This is a genomic window from Oxalobacteraceae bacterium OTU3CINTB1, assembly GCA_024123955.1.
Classification (GTDB): domain Bacteria; phylum Pseudomonadota; class Gammaproteobacteria; order Burkholderiales; family Burkholderiaceae_D; genus Rugamonas.
The window spans coordinates 3,515,147-3,538,327 of sequence record CP099652.1; the positions used below are offsets into that span (position 1 = coordinate 3,515,147).

At 65.6% G+C, this 23,181-nt stretch carries 19 protein-coding genes and 1 riboswitch; of the genes, 16 read left to right on the plus strand and 3 right to left on the minus strand.

Going from position 1 to position 23,181, the window contains the following annotated elements:
* Positions 1-40 precede the first annotated feature (40 nt).
* A complete protein-coding gene (locus tag NHH73_15455) occupies positions 41-1,306 on the plus strand; it encodes a D-amino acid dehydrogenase (protein ID USX24026.1) in 1,266 nt (421 codons plus the stop codon).
* Positions 1,307-1,312: 6 nt separating this feature from the next.
* Here the strand turns inward: NHH73_15455 and NHH73_15460 are convergent, their stop codons facing one another.
* Complete coding sequence (locus NHH73_15460; GenBank protein ID USX24027.1) at positions 1,313-1,741, minus strand: DUF1801 domain-containing protein; 429 nt, start codon at positions 1,739-1,741, stop codon at positions 1,313-1,315.
* Positions 1,742-1,773: 32 nt separating this feature from the next.
* Positions 1,774-3,510: a diguanylate cyclase gene (locus NHH73_15465; GenBank protein ID USX24028.1), complete on the minus strand. Its 1,737-nt coding sequence runs from the start codon at positions 3,508-3,510 to the stop codon at positions 1,774-1,776.
* Positions 3,511-3,711: 201 nt separating this feature from the next.
* Between NHH73_15465 and NHH73_15470 the strand changes: the two genes are divergently transcribed.
* Positions 3,712-4,707: a ribonuclease I gene (locus NHH73_15470; protein ID USX24029.1), complete on the plus strand. Its 996-nt coding sequence runs from the start codon at positions 3,712-3,714 to the stop codon at positions 4,705-4,707.
* Positions 4,708-4,742: 35 nt separating this feature from the next.
* Here the strand turns inward: NHH73_15470 and NHH73_15475 are convergent, their stop codons facing one another.
* The gene (locus tag NHH73_15475; protein USX24030.1) at positions 4,743-6,293 is read right to left on the minus strand and encodes a sensor domain-containing diguanylate cyclase; all 1,551 of its coding nucleotides are present in this window, start codon (positions 6,291-6,293) and stop codon (positions 4,743-4,745) included.
* Between the two features lie 216 nt (positions 6,294-6,509).
* Here NHH73_15475 and NHH73_15480 point away from each other — a divergent pair, with 216 nt between their 5' ends.
* The 14 genes from NHH73_15480 (at position 6,510) to NHH73_15545 (ending at position 23,152) form a co-directional block, all read left to right on the plus strand.
* Positions 6,510-7,031, plus strand: a complete 522-nt coding sequence (locus tag NHH73_15480) for a GNAT family N-acetyltransferase (GenBank protein USX24031.1) — start codon at positions 6,510-6,512, stop codon at positions 7,029-7,031.
* 76 nt (positions 7,032-7,107) lie between these two features.
* Positions 7,108-7,338: riboswitch (cobalamin riboswitch) on the plus strand.
* Between the two features lie 158 nt (positions 7,339-7,496).
* A complete protein-coding gene (locus NHH73_15485) occupies positions 7,497-7,700 on the plus strand; it encodes a CbtB-domain containing protein (GenBank protein USX24032.1) in 204 nt (67 codons plus the stop codon).
* Between the two features lie 29 nt (positions 7,701-7,729).
* The gene (locus NHH73_15490) at positions 7,730-8,434 is read left to right on the plus strand and encodes a CbtA family protein (protein USX29633.1); all 705 of its coding nucleotides are present in this window, start codon (positions 7,730-7,732) and stop codon (positions 8,432-8,434) included.
* Positions 8,431-8,769, plus strand: a complete 339-nt coding sequence (locus NHH73_15495; protein USX24033.1) for a ferredoxin — start codon at positions 8,431-8,433, stop codon at positions 8,767-8,769. The genes NHH73_15490 and NHH73_15495 overlap by 4 nt, the downstream gene beginning before the upstream one ends.
* Positions 8,762-12,844, plus strand: coding sequence for a cobaltochelatase subunit CobN (locus tag NHH73_15500; GenBank protein USX24034.1), 4,083 nt, complete (start codon positions 8,762-8,764; stop codon positions 12,842-12,844). The genes NHH73_15495 and NHH73_15500 overlap by 8 nt, the downstream gene beginning before the upstream one ends.
* A 1-nt stretch (position 12,845) precedes the next feature.
* On the plus strand, positions 12,846-14,759 hold the full coding sequence (locus tag NHH73_15505) for a putative cobaltochelatase (GenBank protein USX24035.1): 1,914 nt from the start codon (positions 12,846-12,848) through the stop codon (positions 14,757-14,759).
* A gap of 23 nt (positions 14,760-14,782) precedes the next feature.
* Positions 14,783-15,487, plus strand: a complete 705-nt coding sequence (locus tag NHH73_15510; GenBank protein USX24036.1) for a cobalt-precorrin-7 (C(5))-methyltransferase — start codon at positions 14,783-14,785, stop codon at positions 15,485-15,487.
* Positions 15,484-17,094: a precorrin-8X methylmutase gene (locus NHH73_15515; GenBank protein ID USX24037.1), complete on the plus strand. Its 1,611-nt coding sequence runs from the start codon at positions 15,484-15,486 to the stop codon at positions 17,092-17,094. The genes NHH73_15510 and NHH73_15515 overlap by 4 nt, the downstream gene beginning before the upstream one ends.
* Positions 17,075-18,229 (plus strand): cobalt-precorrin-5B (C(1))-methyltransferase CbiD, encoded by a 1,155-nt coding sequence (gene cbiD, locus NHH73_15520; protein USX24038.1) that lies wholly within the window; start codon positions 17,075-17,077, stop codon positions 18,227-18,229. Before NHH73_15515 ends, cbiD begins: the two co-directional genes overlap by 20 nt.
* Positions 18,226-18,960 (plus strand): precorrin-2 C(20)-methyltransferase, encoded by a 735-nt coding sequence (gene cobI, locus NHH73_15525; GenBank protein ID USX24039.1) that lies wholly within the window; start codon positions 18,226-18,228, stop codon positions 18,958-18,960. Before cbiD ends, cobI begins: the two co-directional genes overlap by 4 nt.
* A 1-nt stretch (position 18,961) precedes the next feature.
* Positions 18,962-19,735: a precorrin-4 C(11)-methyltransferase gene (cobM, locus tag NHH73_15530; GenBank protein ID USX24040.1), complete on the plus strand. Its 774-nt coding sequence runs from the start codon at positions 18,962-18,964 to the stop codon at positions 19,733-19,735.
* A complete protein-coding gene (locus NHH73_15535) occupies positions 19,732-20,502 on the plus strand; it encodes a cobalamin biosynthesis protein (protein USX24041.1) in 771 nt (256 codons plus the stop codon). Before cobM ends, NHH73_15535 begins: the two co-directional genes overlap by 4 nt.
* Positions 20,502-22,046 (plus strand): precorrin-3B C(17)-methyltransferase, encoded by a 1,545-nt coding sequence (cobJ, locus tag NHH73_15540; GenBank protein ID USX24042.1) that lies wholly within the window; start codon positions 20,502-20,504, stop codon positions 22,044-22,046. Before NHH73_15535 ends, cobJ begins: the two co-directional genes overlap by 1 nt.
* Entirely contained in the window at positions 22,043-23,152 is a 1,110-nt protein-coding gene (locus NHH73_15545) for a GTP-binding protein (protein USX24043.1), read from the plus strand. The genes cobJ and NHH73_15545 overlap by 4 nt, the downstream gene beginning before the upstream one ends.
* The last annotated feature ends 29 nt before the right edge of the window (positions 23,153-23,181 follow it).

The following is a 23,181-nucleotide window of genomic DNA, read 5'->3' on the forward strand; positions in this document are numbered from 1 at the left end:
TGTGCGCCGAGACCATCCCCTTTGACGGTCTGGATTCTCCATGAAAACCATCGCAATCATCGGCGGCGGCATCACCGGCGTCACCACCGCCTACGCCCTCGCCAAACGCGGCTTCGCCGTCACCCTGCTCGAACGCCACCGCTACGCGGCGATGGAAACCTCGTTCGCCAACGGCGGCCAGCTGTCCGCCTCCAACGCGGAAGTGTGGAATCACCGGTCCACCATCGCCAAGGGCCTGAAGTGGATGCTGAGGAACGACGCGCCGCTGCTGGTCAATCCCAAGCCGGGCTGGCACAAGCTGTCGTGGTTCGCCGAATTCATCGCCGCCATCCCGCACTACCGCGACAACACGATCGCCACCGCGCAGCTGGCGCTGGCGACGCGCGAACACCTGTTCCAGTGGGCCAGGGACGAAGACATCGCCTTCGACCTCAAGCGCGAAGGCATCCTGCACATCTACCGCGACCGCGCCGGATTCGAGCACGCGGCGGGCGTGTCGAAGCTGTTGATGCAGGGCGGGCTGGCGCGCCGCGCCGTCACGCCGGAGGAGATGCGCGCCATCGAGCCGACCCTTCGCGGCGACTACTACGGCGGCCATTACACCGTCAGCGACAGCACCGGCGATATCCACAAATTCACCACCGGGCTGGCGCGGGCGGCGCAACGGCTGGGCGCCGAACTGCGCTTCGGCCAGCAGGTGACGGCCATGCGCGCTGGCGCCGACGGCGTCGACATCACCGTCGAGGAGGACGGTTTCAGCACCACCCGCCGCTACGACGCGGTGGTCGTTTGCGCCGGCACCGCCAGCCGCGCGATGGCGGCGATGCTGGGCGACCGCGTCAACGTCTATCCGGTCAAGGGCTATTCGATCACGGTGCACCTGAACGACGCCGCCAGCCAGGCCGCCGCGCCGACCGTCAGCCTGCTCGACGACGAGACCAAGCTGGTGACCAGCCGGCTGGGCGACGACCGCTTCCGCGTGGCCGGCACGGCGGAGTTCAATGGGTTCAACCGCGATATCCGGGCCGACCGCATCGCCCCGCTGGTGAAGTGGGTGCAGCAATGCTTCCCGGGGGTGAGCACGCGCAGCGTGACGCCATGGGCCGGGCTGCGGCCGATGATGCCCAATCTGATGCCGCGCGTGGGGCGCGGCAAGGCGCCGACGGTCTTCTACAACACCGGCCATGGGCACCTGGGCTGGACGCTGTCGGCGGCGACGGCGGACATCATCGCCGAGACCATCTTCGCCGCGTCGGGGCGGGAGGGCGGCCGGCAGGCGCCCGCGCGGGTCGCGCAAGTAGCCTGACGGCCTTTACATGCGCTCGCCGGGCAACCGGCTGGCTTGCCGCACCCACTCGGCGAATTGCGCTTCGTCGAGCGGGTCGTCCTCGCGCAGGTCGAGATGTCGCACGCCGGCGGTTTTGGACGCCCCCGGCGGCAGCGGATCGAGAAAACCGCCGTTGAAGAAGGTGACTTTGACATACTTGGTGAAACAATGAAAACCCAGGAACCAGCCTTGGTCGGCGATCCCGTATAGCGGCGTGTTCCATTTCACCGCCTTGTTCACGCCGGGCACGGTGTGGACGATGATTTCGTCCAGGCGGCGTCCGAGATCGCTTTTCCAGCCCGGCATCGCGGCGATGTAGGCCTGCACCGGCGCGTCGCCATAGGCCTTGGGGATTTGCGGATTGCCGCCCGATAGCAGGACCGTTTCGGCTTTGGTAACTGGTTTTGTCGCCATGGCGTGCGCTCTGCGGTAGATGTGTGAACAGTCTAGGATACGCGATTTTCGTGAGCTTCCGTGCGGCGCTGATCCGCGCTGGCCGCCTCCGGGGCCAGCGCCCGGACGACGCGGTTTCTGCCGTCACGCTTGGCCTGGTACAGCGCCTTGTCGGCCGCCTGGAACAGTGCCGCCGGCTCGGCGCCGTGTTCCGGGTATCCGGCCACGCCCAGCGACGCCGTCGTGCGCACCGTGTGGCCGCCATGCGCGACCTGGAGCGCCTCGATCAACCCGCGAAAGAGCTGCGCGCGCTCGGCCGCCAGGTCGATGTCGCAATCTGGCAGCAGAACCACCATCTCCTCGCCGCCGAAGCGGCACGCCACGTCGCACGCGCGAATATTCGTCAATAGCACCTGCGCCACCCGCTTCAGGATGGCGTCGCCGCCGTCATGGCCGTAGGTGTCGTTGGTGCGCTTGAAGTGGTCCAGATCGAGCATGATGATCGCCAGCGGCTTTGCGTTCCGCTGCGAGCGTATCAGCTCACGCCGCAGCGTCTCGTCCATGTAGCGGCGGTTGTACAACTCGGTCAGCGGATCGATGATCGATTGCAGGCGCAAGGTCTCGCGCAATTTGATGTTACTCATCGACATGGATATCTCTTCGCTCAGCGTTGCCAGCAACTCGCGCTGGCGTTCGAAGATGTCGTGCTGCTCGGGCGCCGCGTACAGGGTCAGGCATCCCAGCACGGCGTCCTGCGTCACCAGCGGCATGCAGACGCGCGGACCGGCGCCGGTGTCGCCCGCGCTGCCATGCCGGCACTGCAAATCGCCGTCACCGGCGCAGACGTGGACGGTGCCGCGCCGCACCGCCCAGCACTGTTCCGGCTCGATGCCATCGGCGTCGTCGGCAATGTCGCCCCACCTGGCCTTGCGCTCCAGCGTGTCGCGCGAGTTGCGATACAGGTAAAGGCTGCCGGATACGCCGGGCACCAGCTTTTTGCAGAACGTGGAGACGATCAGCGAGGCCTCTTCGACGGTGGATACGCATTCGAGCGCGTGCAGCATGTCGGCGCTGACCGCCAGCTGCTGGTTGCGCAGCTCCGACGCCGCAGCGGCGCGGCGCAGCGCCTCGGTGTTTTCCGCCGCCAGCCTTTCGGCGTTGGCGCGCGCGCGCAGCGAGCGCAGACCGACCAGCAACGCCACCGCCAGCAGTATCATCTCGGCGATGTTGACCGCCGCGCTGATGTACATGGCCTTGCGGGCGCCGTGCGTCAGCTGCTCGCGCAACTCGTCGCGGTGGATCGACAGCGAGGACAGCTCGCCGCCGATCAGATTGCGCAGGATGTCCATGTGCGCGCGGCCGGCGCCGGCGGCGACGACCTTTTCGGCGGCTGCGAATCCCTGCTCGCGCCGCATCGCGATCGTCTCGGCCATCAAGCCTAGCTTGAGGTCCATGGAGACCTTGACGTCGGCCAGCGCTTTGCGCTCGCGCGGGTCGGCGCTTTCCTGCCACAGCGTCGCCCGCAGCGGCTCGATCATGTTGACCGCCGCATGGTAGGGCTGCAAAAACTCCTCCTTGCCGGTCAGGATGAAGCCGCGCTGGCCGGTTTCGGCGTCCACCAGCAACCCCAGGATCGACTGGTAGTGGCGTTCCCTGGCCGAAGTGGCTTTCAACTGCGCCATGGTGTGCTGGACGCTGCGGTTGGTCAGGAAGGGCAGCGTGCCGACGCCACCCATGAAGACGAGCAGTATGAAAGCCACCCACTTCAGGCGTGTTTCGTTGGAGATCATTGTGGTTCGCAGGGTCAGTCGGTAACCGAGAATATCATGCCATAAAGAAACTATAGCTTATCCCGGACGGCGAGTCTTCGTTTCGTCGTGTGGTTGCCACAATTCGCGGTGCCGGTCGGCTGTTTTCGATAGAAAAGGGGCGCCCACCCGCCGCGATAAGTCCGCTAAGATATTGGCACTTGACCAACCTGAGGAGTTTGAATGCATCGCCACACCGTCCCCGCAGCCGCCTTGCTGCTCGTTTTTACCGCGTTCGGTTGCAGCGCCAGCGAATCGGCCAATGGCAGTTTCACCGCCACCCAAAGCTGCGAGGCTTACACATCCTTCGCCAAACAGAACAACCCGGGTGCGCAGAAAATCGTGCCGGGGACCGAGTACACGGTCCGCGAAATCAACAAGGTCGATTACGACTGGATCAGGGTCGAGGTGCCGGGCGCCCAGCCGGCATTGCGCTGGGTGCGCAAGGAATGCGGCACGCCGGAGTTGAGCGATAAGCCGACCAAGGCGCAGCGCGGGCGCGAGATCGCTGCCGCCGGAGGGGTGTGCAACATCGCCAACAAGCAGGATAGCTATCTGCTGGCGATCACTTGGCAGCCGGGTTTTTGCGAGCATGTGAAATACAACGGCAAAAAGCCGGAATGCGACGCCATGAACGGCGGCAAACTGGAGGCGAAGAACCTGAACCTGCACGGCCTGTGGCCGAACAAGAAGGAGTGCGGCACCAATTATGGCAGCTGCAAGGGCGAGCAGTTCTCACTGAAGCAGGAAACCATCGACAAGATCGCGCCATGGATGCCCAACTTCTTCTACGAGCGCACCTTCGGCGCCTACGAGTGGAACAAGCATGGCAAATGCCAATCGCTGTCGCCGGACGACTACTTCATCAAGGCCGTGTCGGCGGTGCGGGTGGTGAATGATTCGGAGGTGGGCAAGATCGTGTTGGGCAGCGTGGGCAAGTCGTTCCGCGTCAACGAGTTCTTCGAGCGGGTCAAGACCAGCTACGGCGCCCAGGTGGCCGACAGCATCACCCTGATTTGCACGCAGCGTAAGTACCTGCAGGAGATCCGCCTGTCGCTGCCGCTCGAATTCAGCACCGACGGTGAGTTGAAGCAGATGGTGGGCAACGCCGCCCCGGTACGCGTGCGCGCGGTGGGCTGCGGCGACGAGGTGTATGTGGAAGGCGCCGGCCGCGATTGACCGGCCCCTGGCCGACTTGGCCGACTTGGCCGACGCTAGTCGATCGTGAGGGCGCGCGCTTTTTTGCGCTCCGCCTTGCACTTGTACATGGCATCGTCGGCGCACGCGATCAAGTCGTCGGCGGTGCTGGCCGACTGCGGATAGATGGCCACCCCGATGCTGGCGCCGGCCAGCAGTTCGTGGCCGTCTATCTCGTAGGGCATGGCCAGACGGCGCGAAAGCTTCTCGACGACGCCGGCCGCGTCGTCGTCGCCGCTGGCGACCAGCACCACCGCGAACTCGTCGCCCCCCAGCCTTGCGGCCATGTCGGATTTCCGCAGTTCCGAGCGCAGGCGGTCGGCCGCATCTTTCAACAACACGTCGCCGGCGCCATGGCCGTAGGTGTCGTTGATGAATTTGAAGTTGTCCAGATCCAGGTACAGCACCGCCATCGGTTGCTGATTGCGCTCGCTCAGATTCAGCTGGCGGGCCAGGAACTCGGTGAACATGGCGCGGTTGGCCAGGCCGGTCAGCGGATCGTGCGTGGCCTGGTGCTTGGCCAGAGCGTGCATTCTCGACGCCTTGACCAGCGCCTGTCCCACTTCGTTCGCCTCGCGCAGGCCGTAGGTTGCCGGCTCGATGCTGTCGCCGGCGCCAAGGGCGAGCGCCGGCGCCACCAGGTCGCGGATCGAACGGCTGATGCGGTTGCCGATGTGCCAGGCGAACAGCAGCCCGCCGCCCAGCAGCAGGATGGTCGACAGCACCAGCGTCCACAGTTTGGCAAGCAGCTCTGAGTTCAACACTTCGATGGGAATGCCGATGGCCACCGTCCACTGCGAATTGGGGGCTTTGGCCAGCACGGCCAGGATGGGCTTGCCGTCGAGCGTTTTGGTGTCGAAAACGCCTTCCGGCAGTTCCTTCAGGCGTTCCAGCACCTCGGGAATCGCGTGCTGCCCGACGTAGCGCTGCATGTCGCTGGTGCGCGCGACCACCGTGCCCTTGTTATCGAGGATGGTGGCGATCCAGTGTTCGGGATATTGCTGCTGTTTGAGGATGGTGCCGAAGCGCTCCACCGTCACCACCGCGCTCAGCGCGTTGAAGCCGTTCGACTTCCTGGTGACCGGAACGGCGACGGCGACGATGTAGCGCTTCGACAGGGGACCCATGGATACCTGTGAAATGGCGGTGGTGTCGTTGTCCCGCATGTAGGTCAACAGGTGGTCGATGCTCGTGCTGGGCAGCGCGGCGCCGTAGGGCTTGAAGGTGTTGATCAGCTGCTGGCCGGCGCCGTCTTCGAGCACGATGTTGAAAATATCCTGGCTGGCGCAGATGGCGCGCGCCTGATCGTAGAACGGCTTGAGGTCCTCGCCCAGCAGGCTGGGGGAGGTGGCGAGCACCTTGAGCGTCGATTCGATGACGGCGAATTCCTTGTCGATCGCCATGGCGTTGGCGTGGGCGGTCGTCATGGCGCTGCGGATGAAAGCGGCGCGCGCGAACTCGTAGTCGGAGGCGATCATCTTCACCACCATCAGCGACGCGGGGACGACGCAAACCACCACCAGCCAGATCAGCCGGGTCCGAATAGACGGCGCATGCGCTAATTTCATGATTGATGCTACCTCGCTCTATTATTATTGGTGAGGCGCGATACCCATTTTTCGTGATATTACAACATGGAAAGTACTTTCGTCAGCCAGTCTATTCCTTTGTCCTAATTTTCTGTACGAAAATGTCTCGATGACAGGGATGGCCGTTGGAAGGCTTGAGATTTATCGTCTATCATGTTGAGCAGTCTCAATCCAAGCCTTTATTTCGGAGCCTCAATGCAACTCGTCAGCTGTACGGAAGAGCGTCACGCGCCAGCCATCCTCGCCATCTTCAACGACGCCATCGCCAACTCGACCGCGCTCTACGAATACCATCCGCGCACGATGGAAACGATGAAGAACTGGTTCGCGGCCAAGCGCGCCGGCGGCTATCCCGTCATCGGGCTGGAGGACGGCGCGGGCGAGTTGCTGGGATTCGCCAGTTACGGCGCGTTTCGGGGCTTTCCGGCCAATAAATACTCGGTCGAGCACTCGGTCTATGTGCGCGGCGACCAGCGCGGCAAAGGCTTGGGGCGCACTTTGCTAAGCGCCATCATCGACGCCGCGCGGCAGGCCGACCTGCACATCCTGGTCGGCGGCATCGACGCCGCCAACGCCGCCAGCATCGCCCTGCATGAACAGGCGGGATTCGTGCATGCAGGCACTATTCGCCATGCCGCCTTCAAGTTCGGCCGCTGGCTGGACCTGGCGTTCTATCAGCTGATGCTGGATACGCCGGCGCATCCGGTGGACGGCTGACGCCCAGGCCATTCTTCACCGGCGCGCACACGATGGCATGATCGTCTTGCAATTCCGCAGTCGCAGACCTATACTGCGCCGGTAGTCAGCTTCTGGTATCTGCAAATGATCGTTTGCAGATTTAAATGGGAAGCCGGTGCGCCGTTCCGCTGGAACGGCAATGCCGGCGCTGCCCCCGCAACGGTAAGCGAGGTTAAGGATTTGTACGATGCCACTGTGCGACAGCATGGGAAGGCGCAAATCCAGGTGTATCCACACGGATGCCCACTCGCCAGCCCGGAAACCAGCCAGTAGCGGTAAACACGTTTGTATTGCGGAGGGCGATACGGGTGGAGAACTGTCATGGTTTGATCCGCGCACCTTCGTTCCGGTTCTTCCTGGCGCCGCATTCCTCTCTCCCCTGGTCCATCTTCCGATACGAGCTTTCCGACCCCGTGGTCGCCGCTGCTTTTCGGAGAAACCGATATGTCCATCAACACCATCCACGCCGGCCAGGCCCAGGCCCCTCTGCATGCCCGTCCCGTCGCACTGAAAGACAAGCTGATTGCCGCCACGATGGCCGCCGGGCTTGGCGCGGTACTGCTGTTCGGCGCGGGATTCGCGTCGATGGAAGCGCTGCATAACGCCGCCCACGACAGCCGCCACTCGGCGGGCTTCCCGTGTCATTGAGCCGTACCGGGGCCGGTGCGGGCACCGGCATGTTCAATCGGATGGTGCGCACCGCCGCGGCGGCGGGCCTGCTGGCAGGCTTGATGCTGACCGGCGTGCAGCACTTGCAGGTGACGCGCATCATCGCGCAGGCCGAGGTGCTGGAATCGGCGGGCGAGGTGGCGCCGGTGGTGCATACGCACGCCGACGGCGCGCAGCATGCGCACGAAGCGGCGCATGAGCATGGCGGCTGGCAGCCGGAGGACGGCGTCGAGCGCACGCTGTACACCGCGCTGGCAGACGTCAGCATGGCGGTCGGTTATGGATTGCTGCTGGCGGCTGCCATCGGGCTGCGCGGACGGCCGGTCGACTGGCGATCCGGCCTGCTCTGGGGCGTCGCCGGTTACGCGGTGTTCTTCCTGGCGCCGTCGATCGGTTTGCCACCGGAGCTGCCCGGCACCGCCGCCGCGCCGGTGGCCGCGCGCCAGGGCTGGTGGATCGCAACCGCAATGTCGACCGCCACCGCGCTGGCGCTGCTGGCCTTTGGACGCCATTGGGCGCTAAAGCTGGCGGCCGTCGCGCTGCTGATGGTGCCGCATCTTGTCGGCGCGCCGCAGCCGTTGGTTCATGCCAGCGTCGCGCCGGAGCATTTGCAGCGTTCCTTCGTCTATGCCACCGCGCTCGCCAACGGCGTGTTCTGGCTGGCGCTGGGCGCGCTGACATGCTTCTTCCACAAGCGTTTCGCCGATCGATGAGAACCCACCACCGTCACATCTTCATGTGCGTCGGTCCGCGTTGCGCTCCCGCCGAGGGGCGCGCGCAGGCCGTGTTCGAGCGCATGGGCGAAATGATCGACGCCCATCCGGAACTTGCCGTCAAGCGCACGCGCACCCATTGCATGGTCGCCTGCCGCTACGAGGGGCCGGTGATGGTGGTCTATCCGGAAGGCGTGTGGTACCAGCGGGTGAACGAGGCCAATGCGGAACGCATCGTCAACGAACACCTGATCGGCGGACGCGAAGTCGGCGACCTGATATTCCATCGCCTTGGTGAAGGCGATACCTGCGCACCGGACCCCAAAGATGCTTGACACAACAACCGGCCCGGCGCACATCGCGCTGCTGACCCATGCCTCCAACGATTTGACGGTGCTGCATCAGGCGCGGGCGCAGCTGCCTTCGGGCTTCGGCGCGGTGGCGGGCGTGAATCTGCAATCGCTCGATGCGGATACCTCGATGGCCGGGCTGCTGGAGGGGGATTTGCGCGCGGCGCGTGTGATCATCGTGCGCGTGTTGGGCCGGCTTGGCGGCGTTCCCGGATTTTCGGAACTGGTGGACCACGCGCGCCGCCGTGGCCGGCATTTGATCGTCGTCAGCGGCACCGGCGAGCCGGATCCTGAACTGGCCGCGGTGTCGGCGGCGTCGGCGGACGTGCTGCAGATGACGTTGAAGTACTTCCAGGCCGGCGGCAGCGCCAATCTGGCGCAACTGCTGCGCTATCTTTCCGACCACCTGCTATTGACCGGCTTCGGTTTCGAGCCGGCCCACCCGCTGCCGGAACACGGCATCTATCATCCGGATCTGGCGCCCGGCGCCGGCCTGGCCGATTGGCTGGCGCTGCGCGATCCGGCGCGTCCCAGCGTGGGCATCGTGTTTTACCGCGCCCACTGGATGAGCGGGAATACGCGTTTCATCGACGCCATGCTGGCCGCGCTGGAAGCGCGCGGCATGAACGTGCTGCCGGTGTTTACGTCGTCGCTGCGCGCCGGTGCCGGCGATGGCGGCAGCTTGCCCAGCGCGTTGCGCCATGTCGCCGATGCCTCGGGAGCGCATGTCGATGTACTGATCAACACCACCTCGTTCGCGATGGGCGAGATCACGCCGGGCGGCCCGACGCCGGCCGGATGGTCGGTCGGCGTGCTGGAGGCGCTCGACGTGCCGGTGCTGCAAGCCATCACCAGCGGCATGACGCTTGACCAGTGGGGCCAGTCGGCGCGCGGCCTCAATCCGCTCGATACGGCGATGAACGTGGTGCTGCCGGAATTCGATGGCCGCATTATCACGGTGCCGCTGTCGTTCAAGGCGCGCGCCGCCGGTTTGCCGAACGAGGCGGTCGAGTACGACCCGTTGCCGGACCGTGTGGCGCGCATCGCCGGCATCGCCGCACGTTTCGCGCGGCTGAAGCGGCTGCCGAACGCGGAGAAGCGCGTCGCCTTCATGTTCACCAATTCCAGCAGCAAGGCTTCGCAGATCGGCAACGCGGTCGGGCTGGATGCGCCGGCGTCGCTGATGCGCATCCTGGAAGCCATGCGGGCCGACGGCTACGATGCGGGCCAACCCGGTGGTGACGGCACCGCGTTGATCCATGACCTGATAGCGCGCTGCTCATACGACAATATTTACGTGACCGCCGAGCAGTTGCGGAACGCCGCCGGCCGCGTGCCGGCGGAGCGCTACGCGCAATGGTTTGCGGAGTTGCCGGCGTCGCTGCGGGACAAGATGACCAAGCAGTGGGGCGAGGCCCCGGGCGAGGCCTATGTCCACGACGGCCATGTGTCGCTGGCCGGAATCGAGATGGGCAACGTGTTCGTGGCGTTGCAGCCGCCGCGGGGCTATGGCATGGATCCGGATGCGATCTACCATCAGCCGGACCTGCCGCCGACGCATCACTACTACGCGCTGTATCGCTGGCTGCGGGACGAGTGGCACGCCGACGCTATCGTCCATGTCGGCAAGCATGGCACGATGGAGTGGCTGCCGGGGAAGGGTGTCGGCTTGTCCGAGGAGTGCTTTCCGGATGCGCTGCTGGGCGATTTGCCGCTGTTTTACCCGTTCATCATCAACGATCCGGGCGAAGGCTCGCAGGCAAAACGGCGCGGTCACGCGGTCGTCGTCGATCACCTGACGCCGCCGATGACCACCGCAGATACCTATGGCGCGCTGGCGCAGTTGACACAGCTGGTCGACGAGTACTATCAGGTTGAGGTGCTGGATCCGGCCAAGCTGCCGCTGTTGCAGCAGCAGATTTGGGAGCTGGTCAAACAAACCAATCTGAATGCGGATTTGCAGATGCGGCTACTGCATCACGACCATGATCACGATCACGGCCATGCGCACCATCACCATGACCATGACCATGACCACCATCACGGCCATGATCATGATCATGACCATGACCATGGCGGCGGCCTGCCGGCGGCATTGGCGGCGATGGGCGGCTCCGATGTGGCCCACCTGATCGAGGACCTGGACGGCTACCTGTGCGAACTGGGTTCGGCCCAGATACGCGACGGGCTGCACATCCTGGGCCGCTGCCCGGACGACGAACAAATGTCGGACATGCTGGTATCGCTTACGCGCTTGCCCAACCTCGACATCCCCGGTCTGCAATCGGAAGTGGCGCGGCTGTTCGGCCTGACGATGGACATGCTGCTGGACCAGCAGACGCGCCGTTTGAATGTGGTGCCGGCGCTGGCGCGGCTGGCCGATCGGGCCGTCGTCTCGCGCGCCAATGCATTGGACGCGGTGGACATACTGTGCCTGCGTCTTTACCAGGAACTGGCCGCCTGCCGGTACGATCCGGCACGCATCGATGCGGCGATCGACCGCGTCCTCGGTACGCTCGAAATCGCGGAAGCCGCCGCGCCTTTGCTGCAACCGGCCCTGCGTGCGAAAGCCAACGTCCTGTCTCGGATGGGGAAACCGCGCGCCAAACCGGCGGAGGCACGTCCACAATCGCCAGTTGCCGCCGTCGCAAGCGGCCCCGCGCGCTTCGACGCCATCCGCCGCATCCTCGGTTTCGCCTGCCGCGAGCTTGTGCCGAACCTGGTCCGCGCGACCGACGAAATCGACAATTTATTGAATGGCCTGTCGGGCCGCTACGTTCCGGCCGGCCCAAGCGGATCGCCGACGCGCGGCATGGCGCAGATTCTGCCGACCGGCCGCAATTTTTATTCGGTCGATCCGCGCAGTGTGCCTTCGCAGTCGGCTTGGCGGGTCGGCCAGCAGCTCGCGCGCGAGGTGCTTGAGCGGTATCAGCGCGAGAGCGGAGACTACCCGGAGAGTGTCGCCATCAGCATCTGGGGCACCAGCGCGATGCGCACCCACGGCGACGATGTGGCGCAGATCCTCGCGCTGCTGGGTGTGCGGCCGGTATGGCGGGCGGAGAGCCGTCAGGTCAGCGGGGTGGAGATCATTCCGCTGGACGAACTGAAACGTCCGCGTATCGACGTCACGACCCGCATCAGCGGATTTTTCCGCGACGCCTTCCCGCAACTGATCGATTTGATCGACGACGCCGTCAACCAGGTCATCGCGCTGGACGAACCGCCCACGCTTAATTTCGTGCGCAAGCACTATCTGGCCGAACTGGCGGACTGGCTGGGCCAGGGCATCGAGAAGGAAGAAGCCACGCTACGCGCGAGCTATCGCATCTTCGGCGCCAAGCCGGGCGCCTATGGAGCGGGTGTGCTGCCGCTGATCCAGCACCGCAACTGGGAGGCGGACGCCGATTTCGCAGAAGCCTACGTCAACTGGGGCGGCTACGCCTATGCGCGCGGCATGCAGGGCGCCGACCAGCGCGACGCGTTCCGCATGCGTCTGGGCGGCGTGCAGATCGCGCTGCACAACCAGGACAACCGCGAGCACGATATTTTCGACAGCGACGATTACCTGCAATTCCATGGCGGGATGATCGCCACCATCCGTGCGTTGAGCGGCCAACAGCCACGCCACTATTTCGGCGATAGCCACGATCCGTCGCGCGCACAGGTGCGCGACCTGAAGGAAGAGACGCTGCGCGTGTTCCGATCGCGCGTGGTCAATCCAAAATGGCTTGCCAGCATACAGCGGCACGGCTACAAGGGAGGCCTGGAGCTGACGGCGACCGTCGATTATTTGTTCGGCTACGACGCCACTGCCCAGGTCATGGACGACTGGATGTACGAGGATGTGGCGCAGTCCTATGCTTTCGATCCGGCGATGCGGCAGTTCCTGCAGGACGCCAATCCATGGGCGCAGAACGCGATCGCCGAGCGTTTGCTGGAGGCGGCCAGCCGGGGCATGTGGGCCGAGCCGCGCCCGGAGACGCTTGACCAGTTGCGTGAACTATATCTGCGCAGCGAAGAACTACTTGAGGAGCGCGGCGAGACGCCGCGCCATGGATAGGATGCGTCATATGAATTTCCCTTTCACCGCCATCGTCGGTCAATCGACTTTGCGTACGGCCCTGATGTTGTGCGCGGTCGATCCAAGCATAGGCGGCGTGTTGATAAGGGGCGACAAAGGCACCGCCAAGAGCACCGCCGCGCGCGCGCTGGCGGACGTCCTGCCGCGCATCGAGCGGGTAGCCGGATGCGCGTTCAATTGCGCCGCCGGTGCGCCTTGCGAGCATTGCGACGTGTGTGACGGGCGGGCGCCGGAATTGTCCACCGTGCCCTTCGTGACGTTGCCATTGGGCGCGACCGAGGACAGGGTGCTGGGCAGCCTCGATATATCGCGTGCGCTGCAAGGCGGGCAAAAGGAATTTCAACCGGGCTTGCTGGCGTCCGCGCATCGCGGCCTGCTGTATATCGACGAGGTCAACCTGCTGGCCGACCACCTGGTCGATGTGCTGCTGGACGTCGCCGCCATGGGGGTCAATAGCGTGCAAAGGGACGGGCTGTCGATCCTGCACGCGGCGCGCTTCACCCTGGTCGGAACGATGAATCTGGAAGAGGGCGACTTGCGCCCGCAACTGCTCGACCGTTTCGGTCTGATGGTCGAGGTGACGGCGCCGCGCGAGAAGGCGGAAAGGTCGGAAGTCGTAAGGCGCCGCATCGCCTTCGAGGCCGATCCGGCCGGCTACGTCGAGCAATGGCGCGAACAGCAGGACGCGCTGCAAGCCAGGCTCGCGACGGCGCAGGCACTGCTGCCGACGGTCGTCCTGGACGACACCATGCTGGATTTGATCAGCCACTTGTGCTGCGAGTTCGAGGTCGCCAGCTTGCGCGCCGATATCGTCATGCACAAGGCCGCGCGCGCGCTCGCCGCGCTGGAGGGCCGCGCGGTGGTGGATCTGCGCGACATACGCGGCGCCTCGGAGCTGGTGCTGCCGCATCGGCGCCGGCGCAAGCCTTTCGAGCAGCCAGGGTTGGACCAGCAGCGCCTCGATGATTTGATGCCGCAGGCGGCCAACGAGCCGCAATCGCCGGAGCAAACGTCCGGCGAGCATGGCGACGGTGCGCCGAACGACGCGCAGCCGGGCCAGTCCGACGATGAGCAGGTCTTCGCCGCCTCCGCCGGTGGCGCCGCGCCGCGCATTACGGTGGAAGCGACGACCGACTTTGCGCAAACACAGGGGCGCCGCAGCGCGGCCACCAACACGGCGCGGGGGCAGATGCTGCGCGCGGTGCCGAATGAGCAGCCGACCAGCCTCGCCATCGGCGCGACGTTGCGCAGCGCGGCGCTACGCGACCCGGCAAACATGCGCGTGGTCCGCGCCGACCTGCATCAGCAGGTCAGGGCCGGCACCAGCGGCAATTTGATTTTGTTCGTGGTGGACGCCTCAGGTTCGATGGCGGCGCAGCGCCGCATGGAGGCGCTCAAAGGCGCGGTGCTGAATCTTCTCACCGACGCCTACCAGCAACGCGATGAGGTGGCGGTGGTCGCCTTCCGTGGCCAGGACGCGCAAGTGCTGCTGGCGCCGACCCGCAGCGTCGACCTGGCCGAGCGGAATTTGCGGGAACTGCCGACCGGCGGCCGTACGCCGCTGCCGCATGCGCTACAACTGGCGCTGGAGGTGGTGGAGAGTGCGAAGAACGGTGCCCAAAGCGGTCCGCCGTTGCTGGTGCTGATGACCGATGGTAAAGCGAACGTGCCGCTGGCCGACGCCGGCGACCCATGGCGCGAGTCGCTGGCGCTGGCGGAATTGCTGTCCGAGCGCCGCATTCCATCGCTGGTGATCGACACCGAGAGCGGGTATACGCGGTTCGGCCGCGCCGCGCGCCTGGCTGAGGCGCTGAAGGCGGAGTGCCTGACATTGGAAGAGCTTTCCGCCGACAATCTGGCGCTGACCGTGCGCGCCCGGCTGGCCGGCGCATAAAGAGATAACTTAGGAGTGGTTGCATGATTATTTGTATAGGTGCCGGGCCGGGCGACATCGGCTATCTGACGCAGCGCGGCGCGCAGCTGATACGCGAGGCCGACGTCGTCGCCGGCTTCGAGGCCGTGCTCAATGTCGTGCGCAGCCTGATACCGCAGACGGCGAAAGTGGTCAGCATGGGTTACCGGGACCAGGTCGAACAGTTGGACAAGGTGGCGCTGGAACACCATGCCGGCAAGCGCTGTGTGGTTGTTTTCATGGGCGACATCCATTTCAGCGGCTTCCAGTACCTGGAGCGGGTCGAACGCGCCTGCGGCCATCCGGTCGAATCGCTGCCCGGCATATCGTCGGCGCAGATCCTCGCGTCGCGCGCCAAGGTCTGCTTCGACGAAACCACCTTCATCACATTCCACCGCCGTGGCGATCTGGAACCGTTCAAGCGCCATCTGGTGCATGTGCTGCAGGATCAGCGCAACGCCATCGTCATTCCATGTCCATGGGACGCGGCCCGCTCTTTCATGCCTTGGCATATCGCCGCCTACCTGATCGGGCAGGGCATTCCGGCGTCGCATCCCACAGAGGTGTGGGAGAACCTGACCCGGGGCGAGGCCGAGTGGCATGGCACGCTGGCCGAATGCGCGGAGCATCACTGCTCCGACATGAGCATCATGTTGATCCGTACGCTGGCGCCGATGGACAGCCAGATCGAAGCGGCGCCGCTGAAATGACGGCGAGCGAGAAGTTCGGTATCGTGATCGCCGGCCATGGCAGCCGCGATCCGGACGCCGTGCGCGAATTCGAAGCGCTGGTCGAACTGGTGCGCGAACGCGCGCCGCAGGACGCGGTCAGTCACGGCTATCTGGAATTCGCCAGTCCGACCATCGCCCAGGCGGTGGCGGACAATCTGGCGGCCGGAGCCCGGCAGGTGGCGGTGGTGCCGGGCGTGCTGTTGGCCGCACGCCACGCCAAGAACGACATGCCGGCCGAGATGCAGGCGGTCGCGCGCGACCATCCGGAGATCGACTTCCACTTCGGCGCGCCGATGAGCCTTGATCCCAAGCTGCTGCAGCTGGCGCAGGAACGCATCGTCGCCGCCGAGGCGACGTCGCCGCAGACGATCAGGCGTTCCGATACCTGCCTGGTGGTGGTGGGACGCGGCACGACCGACCCGGACGCCAACGGCGAAGTGGCCAAGCTGGCACGCATGCTGGAGGAAGGCATGGGCTTCGGCACCGCCTTCGTCTGCTACTCCGGTACGGCGCAGCCCTTGGTCGCCGATGGACTTCGCAGCGCGGCCAGGCTGGGCTACGCGCGTATCGTCGTGCTGCCGTTCTTCCTGTTCGACGGCGTGCTGGTGAAGCGCATTTATGCGGCGGCGGACGACTTGCGCGAGCGCGAGCCCGGGCTGGAGGTACTGAAGGCGGGCTATTTCGGCGTCCATCCACTGGTCGCCGACGTGATGATCGACCGCGCGCGCGAGGCAGTCGCCGGGCGGGCTGCGATGAACTGCTCGCTGTGCAAATACCGCGTGCAGATCGTCGGCTTCGAGCAGCAGGTCGGCGAGCCGCAACGCGCACACCATCTCGCCGTGCGCGGACTGCTCGCGCAGACGGATGCCGGCGGCGTACCGGCGAGCGCGGAACCGGTCTACAAACCTTACGATCCGCATCCGATCGAGGCGGAGAGCTTTCGCATCATCGCGGCCGGGCGTGACTGGTCGGCTTTCCCGCCGGACCAACTGACGGTGCTACAACGCCTGGTGCACACGAGCGGCGATTTCGACGCCGTCAACGACATCTATTTCTCGCCCGGCGCGGTCGACAGCGGCATCCGCGCGCTGTTGCGCTGCAAGCGCGTACTGACCGACGTGACGATGGTGCAGACCGGCCTGAAACGCGCTTTGCTGGAAGAACTGGGCATCGATACCTGGTGCGGCGTGCACGACCGCGAGACGCATTTGATGTCCGAACAATACGGCATCACGCGGTCGGCGGCCGGCATCCGGCGCGGCTGGGAAAAATTCGGCAACGACGTGGTGGTGGCGATCGGCGACGCGCCCACGGCGATCTTCGAGGCGGTGCGGCTGATCCGCGATCATGGCTGGCGTCCGCAGCTTGTGATCGCGCTGCCGGTCGGATTTGTCGGCACGCGCGAGAGCAAGGATGCGCTGCGGCGCTGCCTGCAGGTGCCGCGCATCACCAACAGCGGCACGCGCGGCGGTTCGCCGTGGGCGGCCAGCGTCGTCAATGGCTTGTTGATCGATGGGCTCAACCAGCTTGCGCGCGTTAGTGCTGGAGTTGGCGCCGGAGACGACGATGGATACGGCGCTGGCTGAACGCCAGGCTTTCGATCTGAGCGTGCCGGCCATGAATGGCCTGCGGCGCGGTCGCACAACGGGAAGTTGCGCCACGGCTGCCGTCAAGTCGGCATTGAAGCTGCTGCTGCACGGCGACCGTGACACGCAGGTCGATATCAGCCTGCCAGATGGCGTGCATTTTTTGACGGTCCCGATACAGCATGTCGATTGGCTGGACGGGCAGGCGGTCAGGTCGGAGGTGCTGAAGGATGGCGGCGACGATCCGGACAACACGCATGGCGCCACCATCTTCGCAGAGGTGCGACGCAACGCCGCCGGAGAGGTGCGCTTCTTCGCCGGGCGCGGCGTCGGCATCGCCACCGCCCCGGGTTTGCGGGTGGCGGTCGGCGAGCCGGCCATCAACCCGGTGCCGCGCCAGATGATGCGCCGCGCGGTGGAGGAGGTGCTGGCCGATGCGATGGCGGAACCGGCCGATGCGGGATTCGATCTGACGATCGGCTGCGAGGGCGGCGAGATCATCGCCAAAAAGACTTTCAATCCGAGGCTGGGCATCGTCGGCGGTATCTCGATCCTCGGCACTTCCGGCATCGTCGAGCCGATGTCGCTGTCGACCTGGATAGCCTCGGTCGAAGTGTATGTGCGGGTGGCGCTGGCGGGCGGCCAGCAATGCGTGGCCTACCTTCCGGGCAAGATAGGCCGGGAGTATGCGCGCGACGTGCTGCGGTTGCCGGAGCAGCGCACCGTGCAGATCGCGAATTTTCTGGGCGATGCGCTCGACTTCACGCAATCGGTGTTGGCCGAGGATGAACGCACGCTGGACGTCCTGTGGCTGGCCGGCCACCCCGGCAAGTTGGCCAAGGTGCTGGACGGCGCCTGGGACACCCATTCCAGCAAGAGCAACATGGCCATGGGTGGCGTGGCGCGGGTGGCCGCCCGGTGGGGCTATGGCCCGGAAGTAGTGAACGATATTGAAACAGCAAATACAGTGGAAGCGGCAATGGAAAGATTAAAGCGGGAACCCGGTGCGCCGGCATTTTGGCGCGAGATTGAGCGCCGCATCGGCGAATTGGCGCATGCGCGCGTCCCGTCGGTCAAACGGCTGGAGGTGCGCCTGTTCGACCTGGCGGGCAATCTGCTCGGAGAGCGCGCATGAGCGGCGTCGGCACGCTTTGGGGCATCGGCGTCGGTCCCGGTCCGGCCGGCTACCTGCCGCTGGCGGCGCTGGAGGCCTTGCGCCAGGCGGATCTGGTGTACGCGCCGCGTGCGCGCGGCGCGGCCGATTCGGTGGCGCTGCAATGCCTTGCCGGCACAGGTTTCGAGCCCGATGCCGGCAAGCTGCGCGAAATCGAATTCAATATGGACCCGGACCGGGCGGTGCTCAGCGAGCATTACGCGCAGCTGGCGGACATGATCGCCGTCGAACTGCGGTCCGGCCGCAATGTCGCCTACCTGACCATCGGCGACACGCTAACCTACTCGACCTACGGCTACGTGCTGGCGGCGCTGCGCGAGCGCATCCCGGGGCTGCCGCACCGCACCTTCCCGGGCGTGACCAGCTACGCGGCGGCGGCATCGGCCTTGTCATGGCCGCTGGGCGAGGGCAAGGAGCGCGTGCTGATACTGCCGTGCCCCGAAACCCCGGAGGAGCTGCGGCGTGACATCGAGAGCCACGATATCGTCGTGCTGATGAAAGTCGGCACCCGTCTGGGCTGGGTGCTCGACCTGCTGCGCGAGATGGGCATCGCCCGGCATTGCGCCTTCGCCCGCCGTATCGGCTTGCCGGGCGAGCTGCTGGCCTCCGGGGTCGGCGACCTGGTGGCCGACGAGGCGATGGGGTATCTCGCCACCTTGCTGGTCCGCCGATCACCGCGAAAGGAACGTTGAGATGAAAGTTTACTTTGTCGGAGCCGGACCCGGTGCGGCCGATCTGATCACCCTGCGCGGCGCGCGCCTGCTGGGCAGCGTCAATATGGTGCTGTACGCCGGCTCGCTGGTGCCGACCGAGATGCTGAACCACTGCGTGCCAGGCACCGAGTTGATCGACACCGCCGAACTGGATCTGGAACAGCAGCAGGCCTGCTACGTGCGTGCGCAGAAGGCCGGTACCGACGTGGTGCGGCTGCATTCCGGCGATCCGGCCATCTACGGCGCCACGGCGGAGCAGATGCGCCGCCTGGAGGCGCTGGGTATCGAGTACGAGATCGTGCCCGGCGTGTCGTCGTTCACGGCGGCCGCCGCCGCGATCCAGTCGGAACTGACCAAGCCTGAAGTGTCGCAGAGCGTGATACTGACGCGGGTCTCCGGCCGGGCGTCGGCGGTGCCGGAACTCGAATCGATCGCGCGGCTGGCGGAACATCGCGCCACCATGTGCATCTTCCTCTCCGGACCGCACCTGAAGAAGATCGTGGCCGACTTGTCGCTTCACTATCCGCAGGATACGCCGGTCAGCCTGGTTTACCGCGCCAGCTGGCCGCAGCAGAAGATCTACCAAGGCACGCTGGCAACGGTGCTGCAAGACACCAAGCGCGGTGCGTGGAACCTGACCACGATGATGCTGGTCGGCGCCGCGCTGGACAAGGGTGTCGCCGCCGAATCGAGCTTGTATTCGAAGGACTTCACCCATCTGTTCCGGGTGGTGAAGAAGAAGGACGCTGCATGACCGCGACCTCGAGCCTGGGCATATGGCTGGTGCGCGCGGAAGGCGAAGCGCTGGCGGCCGCGCTGCAAAGGAGTCTGGGCGGGGAAATACACCGCCCATGGCTGTCCCCGGACACCAGCCAGAAGGCGCAATTCGCCGCCGGCTACCGGCGCCATGCCCAATGGATCATGGTGGCGGCCAGCGGCATCGCGGTGCGCTTTCTCGACGGTCTGCCGGCGGACAAGCACACCGATCCTGCGGTCGTCGTGCTGGACGAGGCGGGACGTTTCGCCATCGCGCTGCTGGCCGGCCACGAGGGTGGCGGCAATGCGCTGGCCTACCGTGTGGCCGGGTTGGTTGGCGCGGTGCCGGTGGTGACGACGGCCACCGAGGCGCTCAAGCCGCTGACGGTGGGCCTAGGCTGCCGCAGGGGCGTCGCGGCCGAGCGCATCGAGGCTGCCGTGATGCAGGCGCTCAAAGCGGGTGGCGACTACGGCATCGGTGATGTGCGCGAAATGGCGACCGTCGACCTGAAGGCGGAGGAACCCGGCCTGCTCGAATTTTGCGCCCGGTACGATTTGCCGTTGCGCGTGTTCGCCCGGGCCGATCTGGCGGCCCGGCCCTGGGTTGGCAAGCCGTCCGACTGGGTGCGACAAAACGTGGGACTGGAAGGCGTGTGCGAGCCATGCGCCCTGGTGGCCAGTGCGCGCGGCGCTCTGCTGGTGCCGAAAACGAGCCTGGACGGCGTCGCCGTCGCAGTGGTACTGGATAAATGGATGGAAATCTGATGAGTGGTGTTTTGAATTTGGTATCGGTGGGACCTGGCTTCGACGACTTGATCGTGCCGCGCGCCATTGCGGCCTTGCGCGACAGCGATGTCATCGTGGCCTATGAATTGTATCTGCGCTGGATCGCGCCCCACATCGAGGGCAAGGAGATCCACACGCCGCCGCTGACGCAGGAGCGCGAACGCGCCATGCTGGCGATCGAACATGCGCGGGCGGGCGCCAAAGTCGCGTTGATTTCCAGCGGCGACATCGGCATTTACGCGATGGCCGCGCTGGCGTTCGAGGAGATGCGCGAGGACGACACCTACGAGGTGAATGTGGTGCCGGGCATCACGTCCGCCAATGCCTGCGCGTCCTTGCTGGGTTCTCCGCTGTCGCACGATTTCGCCACGCTCAGCCTCTCCGACCTGCTTTGCCCGTGGGAGTGGATCGAGCACCGCGCCCGCCATATCGCCCAGGCGGACCTGGCCTGCGTGATGTACAACGTGCAAAGCGCCAGCCGGCAGGAGGGCGTCTACCGCGTGCTGCAGTTGATGCTGGAATCGAAAGCCCCGCACACGCTGTGCGGCGTGGTCAAGAACGCCTATCGTCCCGGCCAGGAAGTGGCGATTTACCGGCTCGACGAGCTGCCATCGCTGAAGTTCGACATGCTGACCACCATCGTGGTCGGCAACCGCTTCACGATGCGCAAGCGTGGCAGCATCTTCACGCCGCGTGGCTACAACGACTGGGCGCAGCCGGAGGCGAACGACACGTCGCTGGAACAGGAATTGCCGGACAACGCGCTGTGGGTGTTCTCCGGCACCAGCGACGGCAACGCCCTGGCCGCGCAACTGGCGCAGGGGCAGGGCAGGAAAGTGGTGGTATCGGCGGCCAGCGACCATGGCGGCGACATGGCGCGCCAGGATTGTCCCGGCGTCAGCGTCTGGTCGGGCCGGCAGGGCGTGGAGGCGCGGCGCCGCGTGCTGACGCAAAAAAACGCCCGCGTGCTGCTCGACGCCACCCATCCCTACGCCAGCGGCATGTCGGAACAGCTGATCGGATTGTCGAAGGAGCTGGGCATCCCTTACCTGCGCTTTGAGCGCCCGAGCGAGTACCAGCCGCATGACGGTGAGCTGTGCGCTTCCATGGAACAGGCGGCCGAGCGCGCCGCCGCCCTGGGACTGCGTATCTTCCTGGCGACGGGATCGAAGGATCTGGCGACGTTCATGCGCACACCCGGCGCCGCCGGCAAGCAGTGGTTCGTGCGCCAGACCGCCGAACCGGAATTGATCGAACGGGCGCTGGCGCTCGGCATTCCGCGCGAACGCATTTGCGCGATGCAGGGACCGTTTTCCGCCGAGTTCAATGCGGCGCTGTGGCGCGATTGGGGCATCGATTGCGTCGTGACCAAGGATTCCGGCGGCGCGGGCGGTTATCAGGCCAAGGTGCGCGCCGCGAAGGCGTTGGGGATTCCATTGCTGGTGGTGGCGCGTCCAACGCTGGTGTATCCGGCGATGGTGGCGGATGCCGCCGACGCGATAAGGGAATGTGCGGCGTTATGAAGCAATTGATCCCCGTGACCATCGTCACCGGCTTTCTCGGCGCCGGCAAGACGACTTTGTTGCGCGGCCTGGTCGAACGGCGGCAAACGCGCCGTCTGGCCTTGCTGATCAACGAGTTCGGCGAGATTACCGTGGACGGCGCGTTGGTGCGCGACGGCGTCGGCGAGGATCCGCAGGTATGCATCCAGGATTTCCCCCATGGGTTGATCGCTTACGGCGACGATGTGCTGTTCGTGCCGGCCATGCGGGCAATCGCCGGGCGGCGCGCGCAGATCGACCATGTGCTGATCGAAACCTCCGGCCTCGCGCTGCCGACGGCGGTGATGGAACTGCTGCAAAGCGCGGAGCTGGCCGACGATTTCATCCTCGACGCGACGCTGGCGGTGGTGGACACGCCGTTGCTGCTGTCCGACCGCTTCGAGCACGGCCCGCAAGCGGGTGAGAACGCCGCCGCGACGATGTTCGACCAGCAGCTGGAATACGCCGACGTGGTCGTGCTGAACAAGATCGATGAGCTGGACGAGGCGGCATTGCTGCTGGCCGAGACGCGCGTGCGCCGGCGCGCGCCCAAAGTGCGCTTCCTGGAGCTGGCGTACCGCGCGCAGCTCGATATCCGCCTGGCGTTGGGCCTGCGGCTGCACCAGCCCACCCGCACCGAACATACCCACGTCTTCACCCCGCTGGCGACGATGCCCGGCGCGCAGGCAACGCCATTGGCGAGCCAGAACCGCCTGAACGGCCACGCGCATTCGGGCCTGGGCGCGCACAGCCACGGACTGGCCACCCACAAGCATTTTCACGAACAGGACCCGGGCTGGTTGTCTTTCGTGCTGCGCAGCGACGCGCCGCAGGACGGGGAACAGCTCACATCCGCGCTGCTCGAAGCTGCCCGCGCCGAACCTATCCTGCGCAGCAAAGGCTACATCCGCCTGCGCGACACGGACAACGCGGTGCTGGTCCAGGGCGTGCGGACGCGCCTGACCTTGCAGGCCGATGCCGCCAGGGTGGCGGCGCCGCGTTCGCAGCTGGTCTTCATCGGCTATCACATCGACCGCGTCAAGGTCGCCGCGCTGCTGACGGAGCGCACCGGCACCGCGTGGCGCTGAACCCAAAATTTTATTTTCTACCTGAAGGA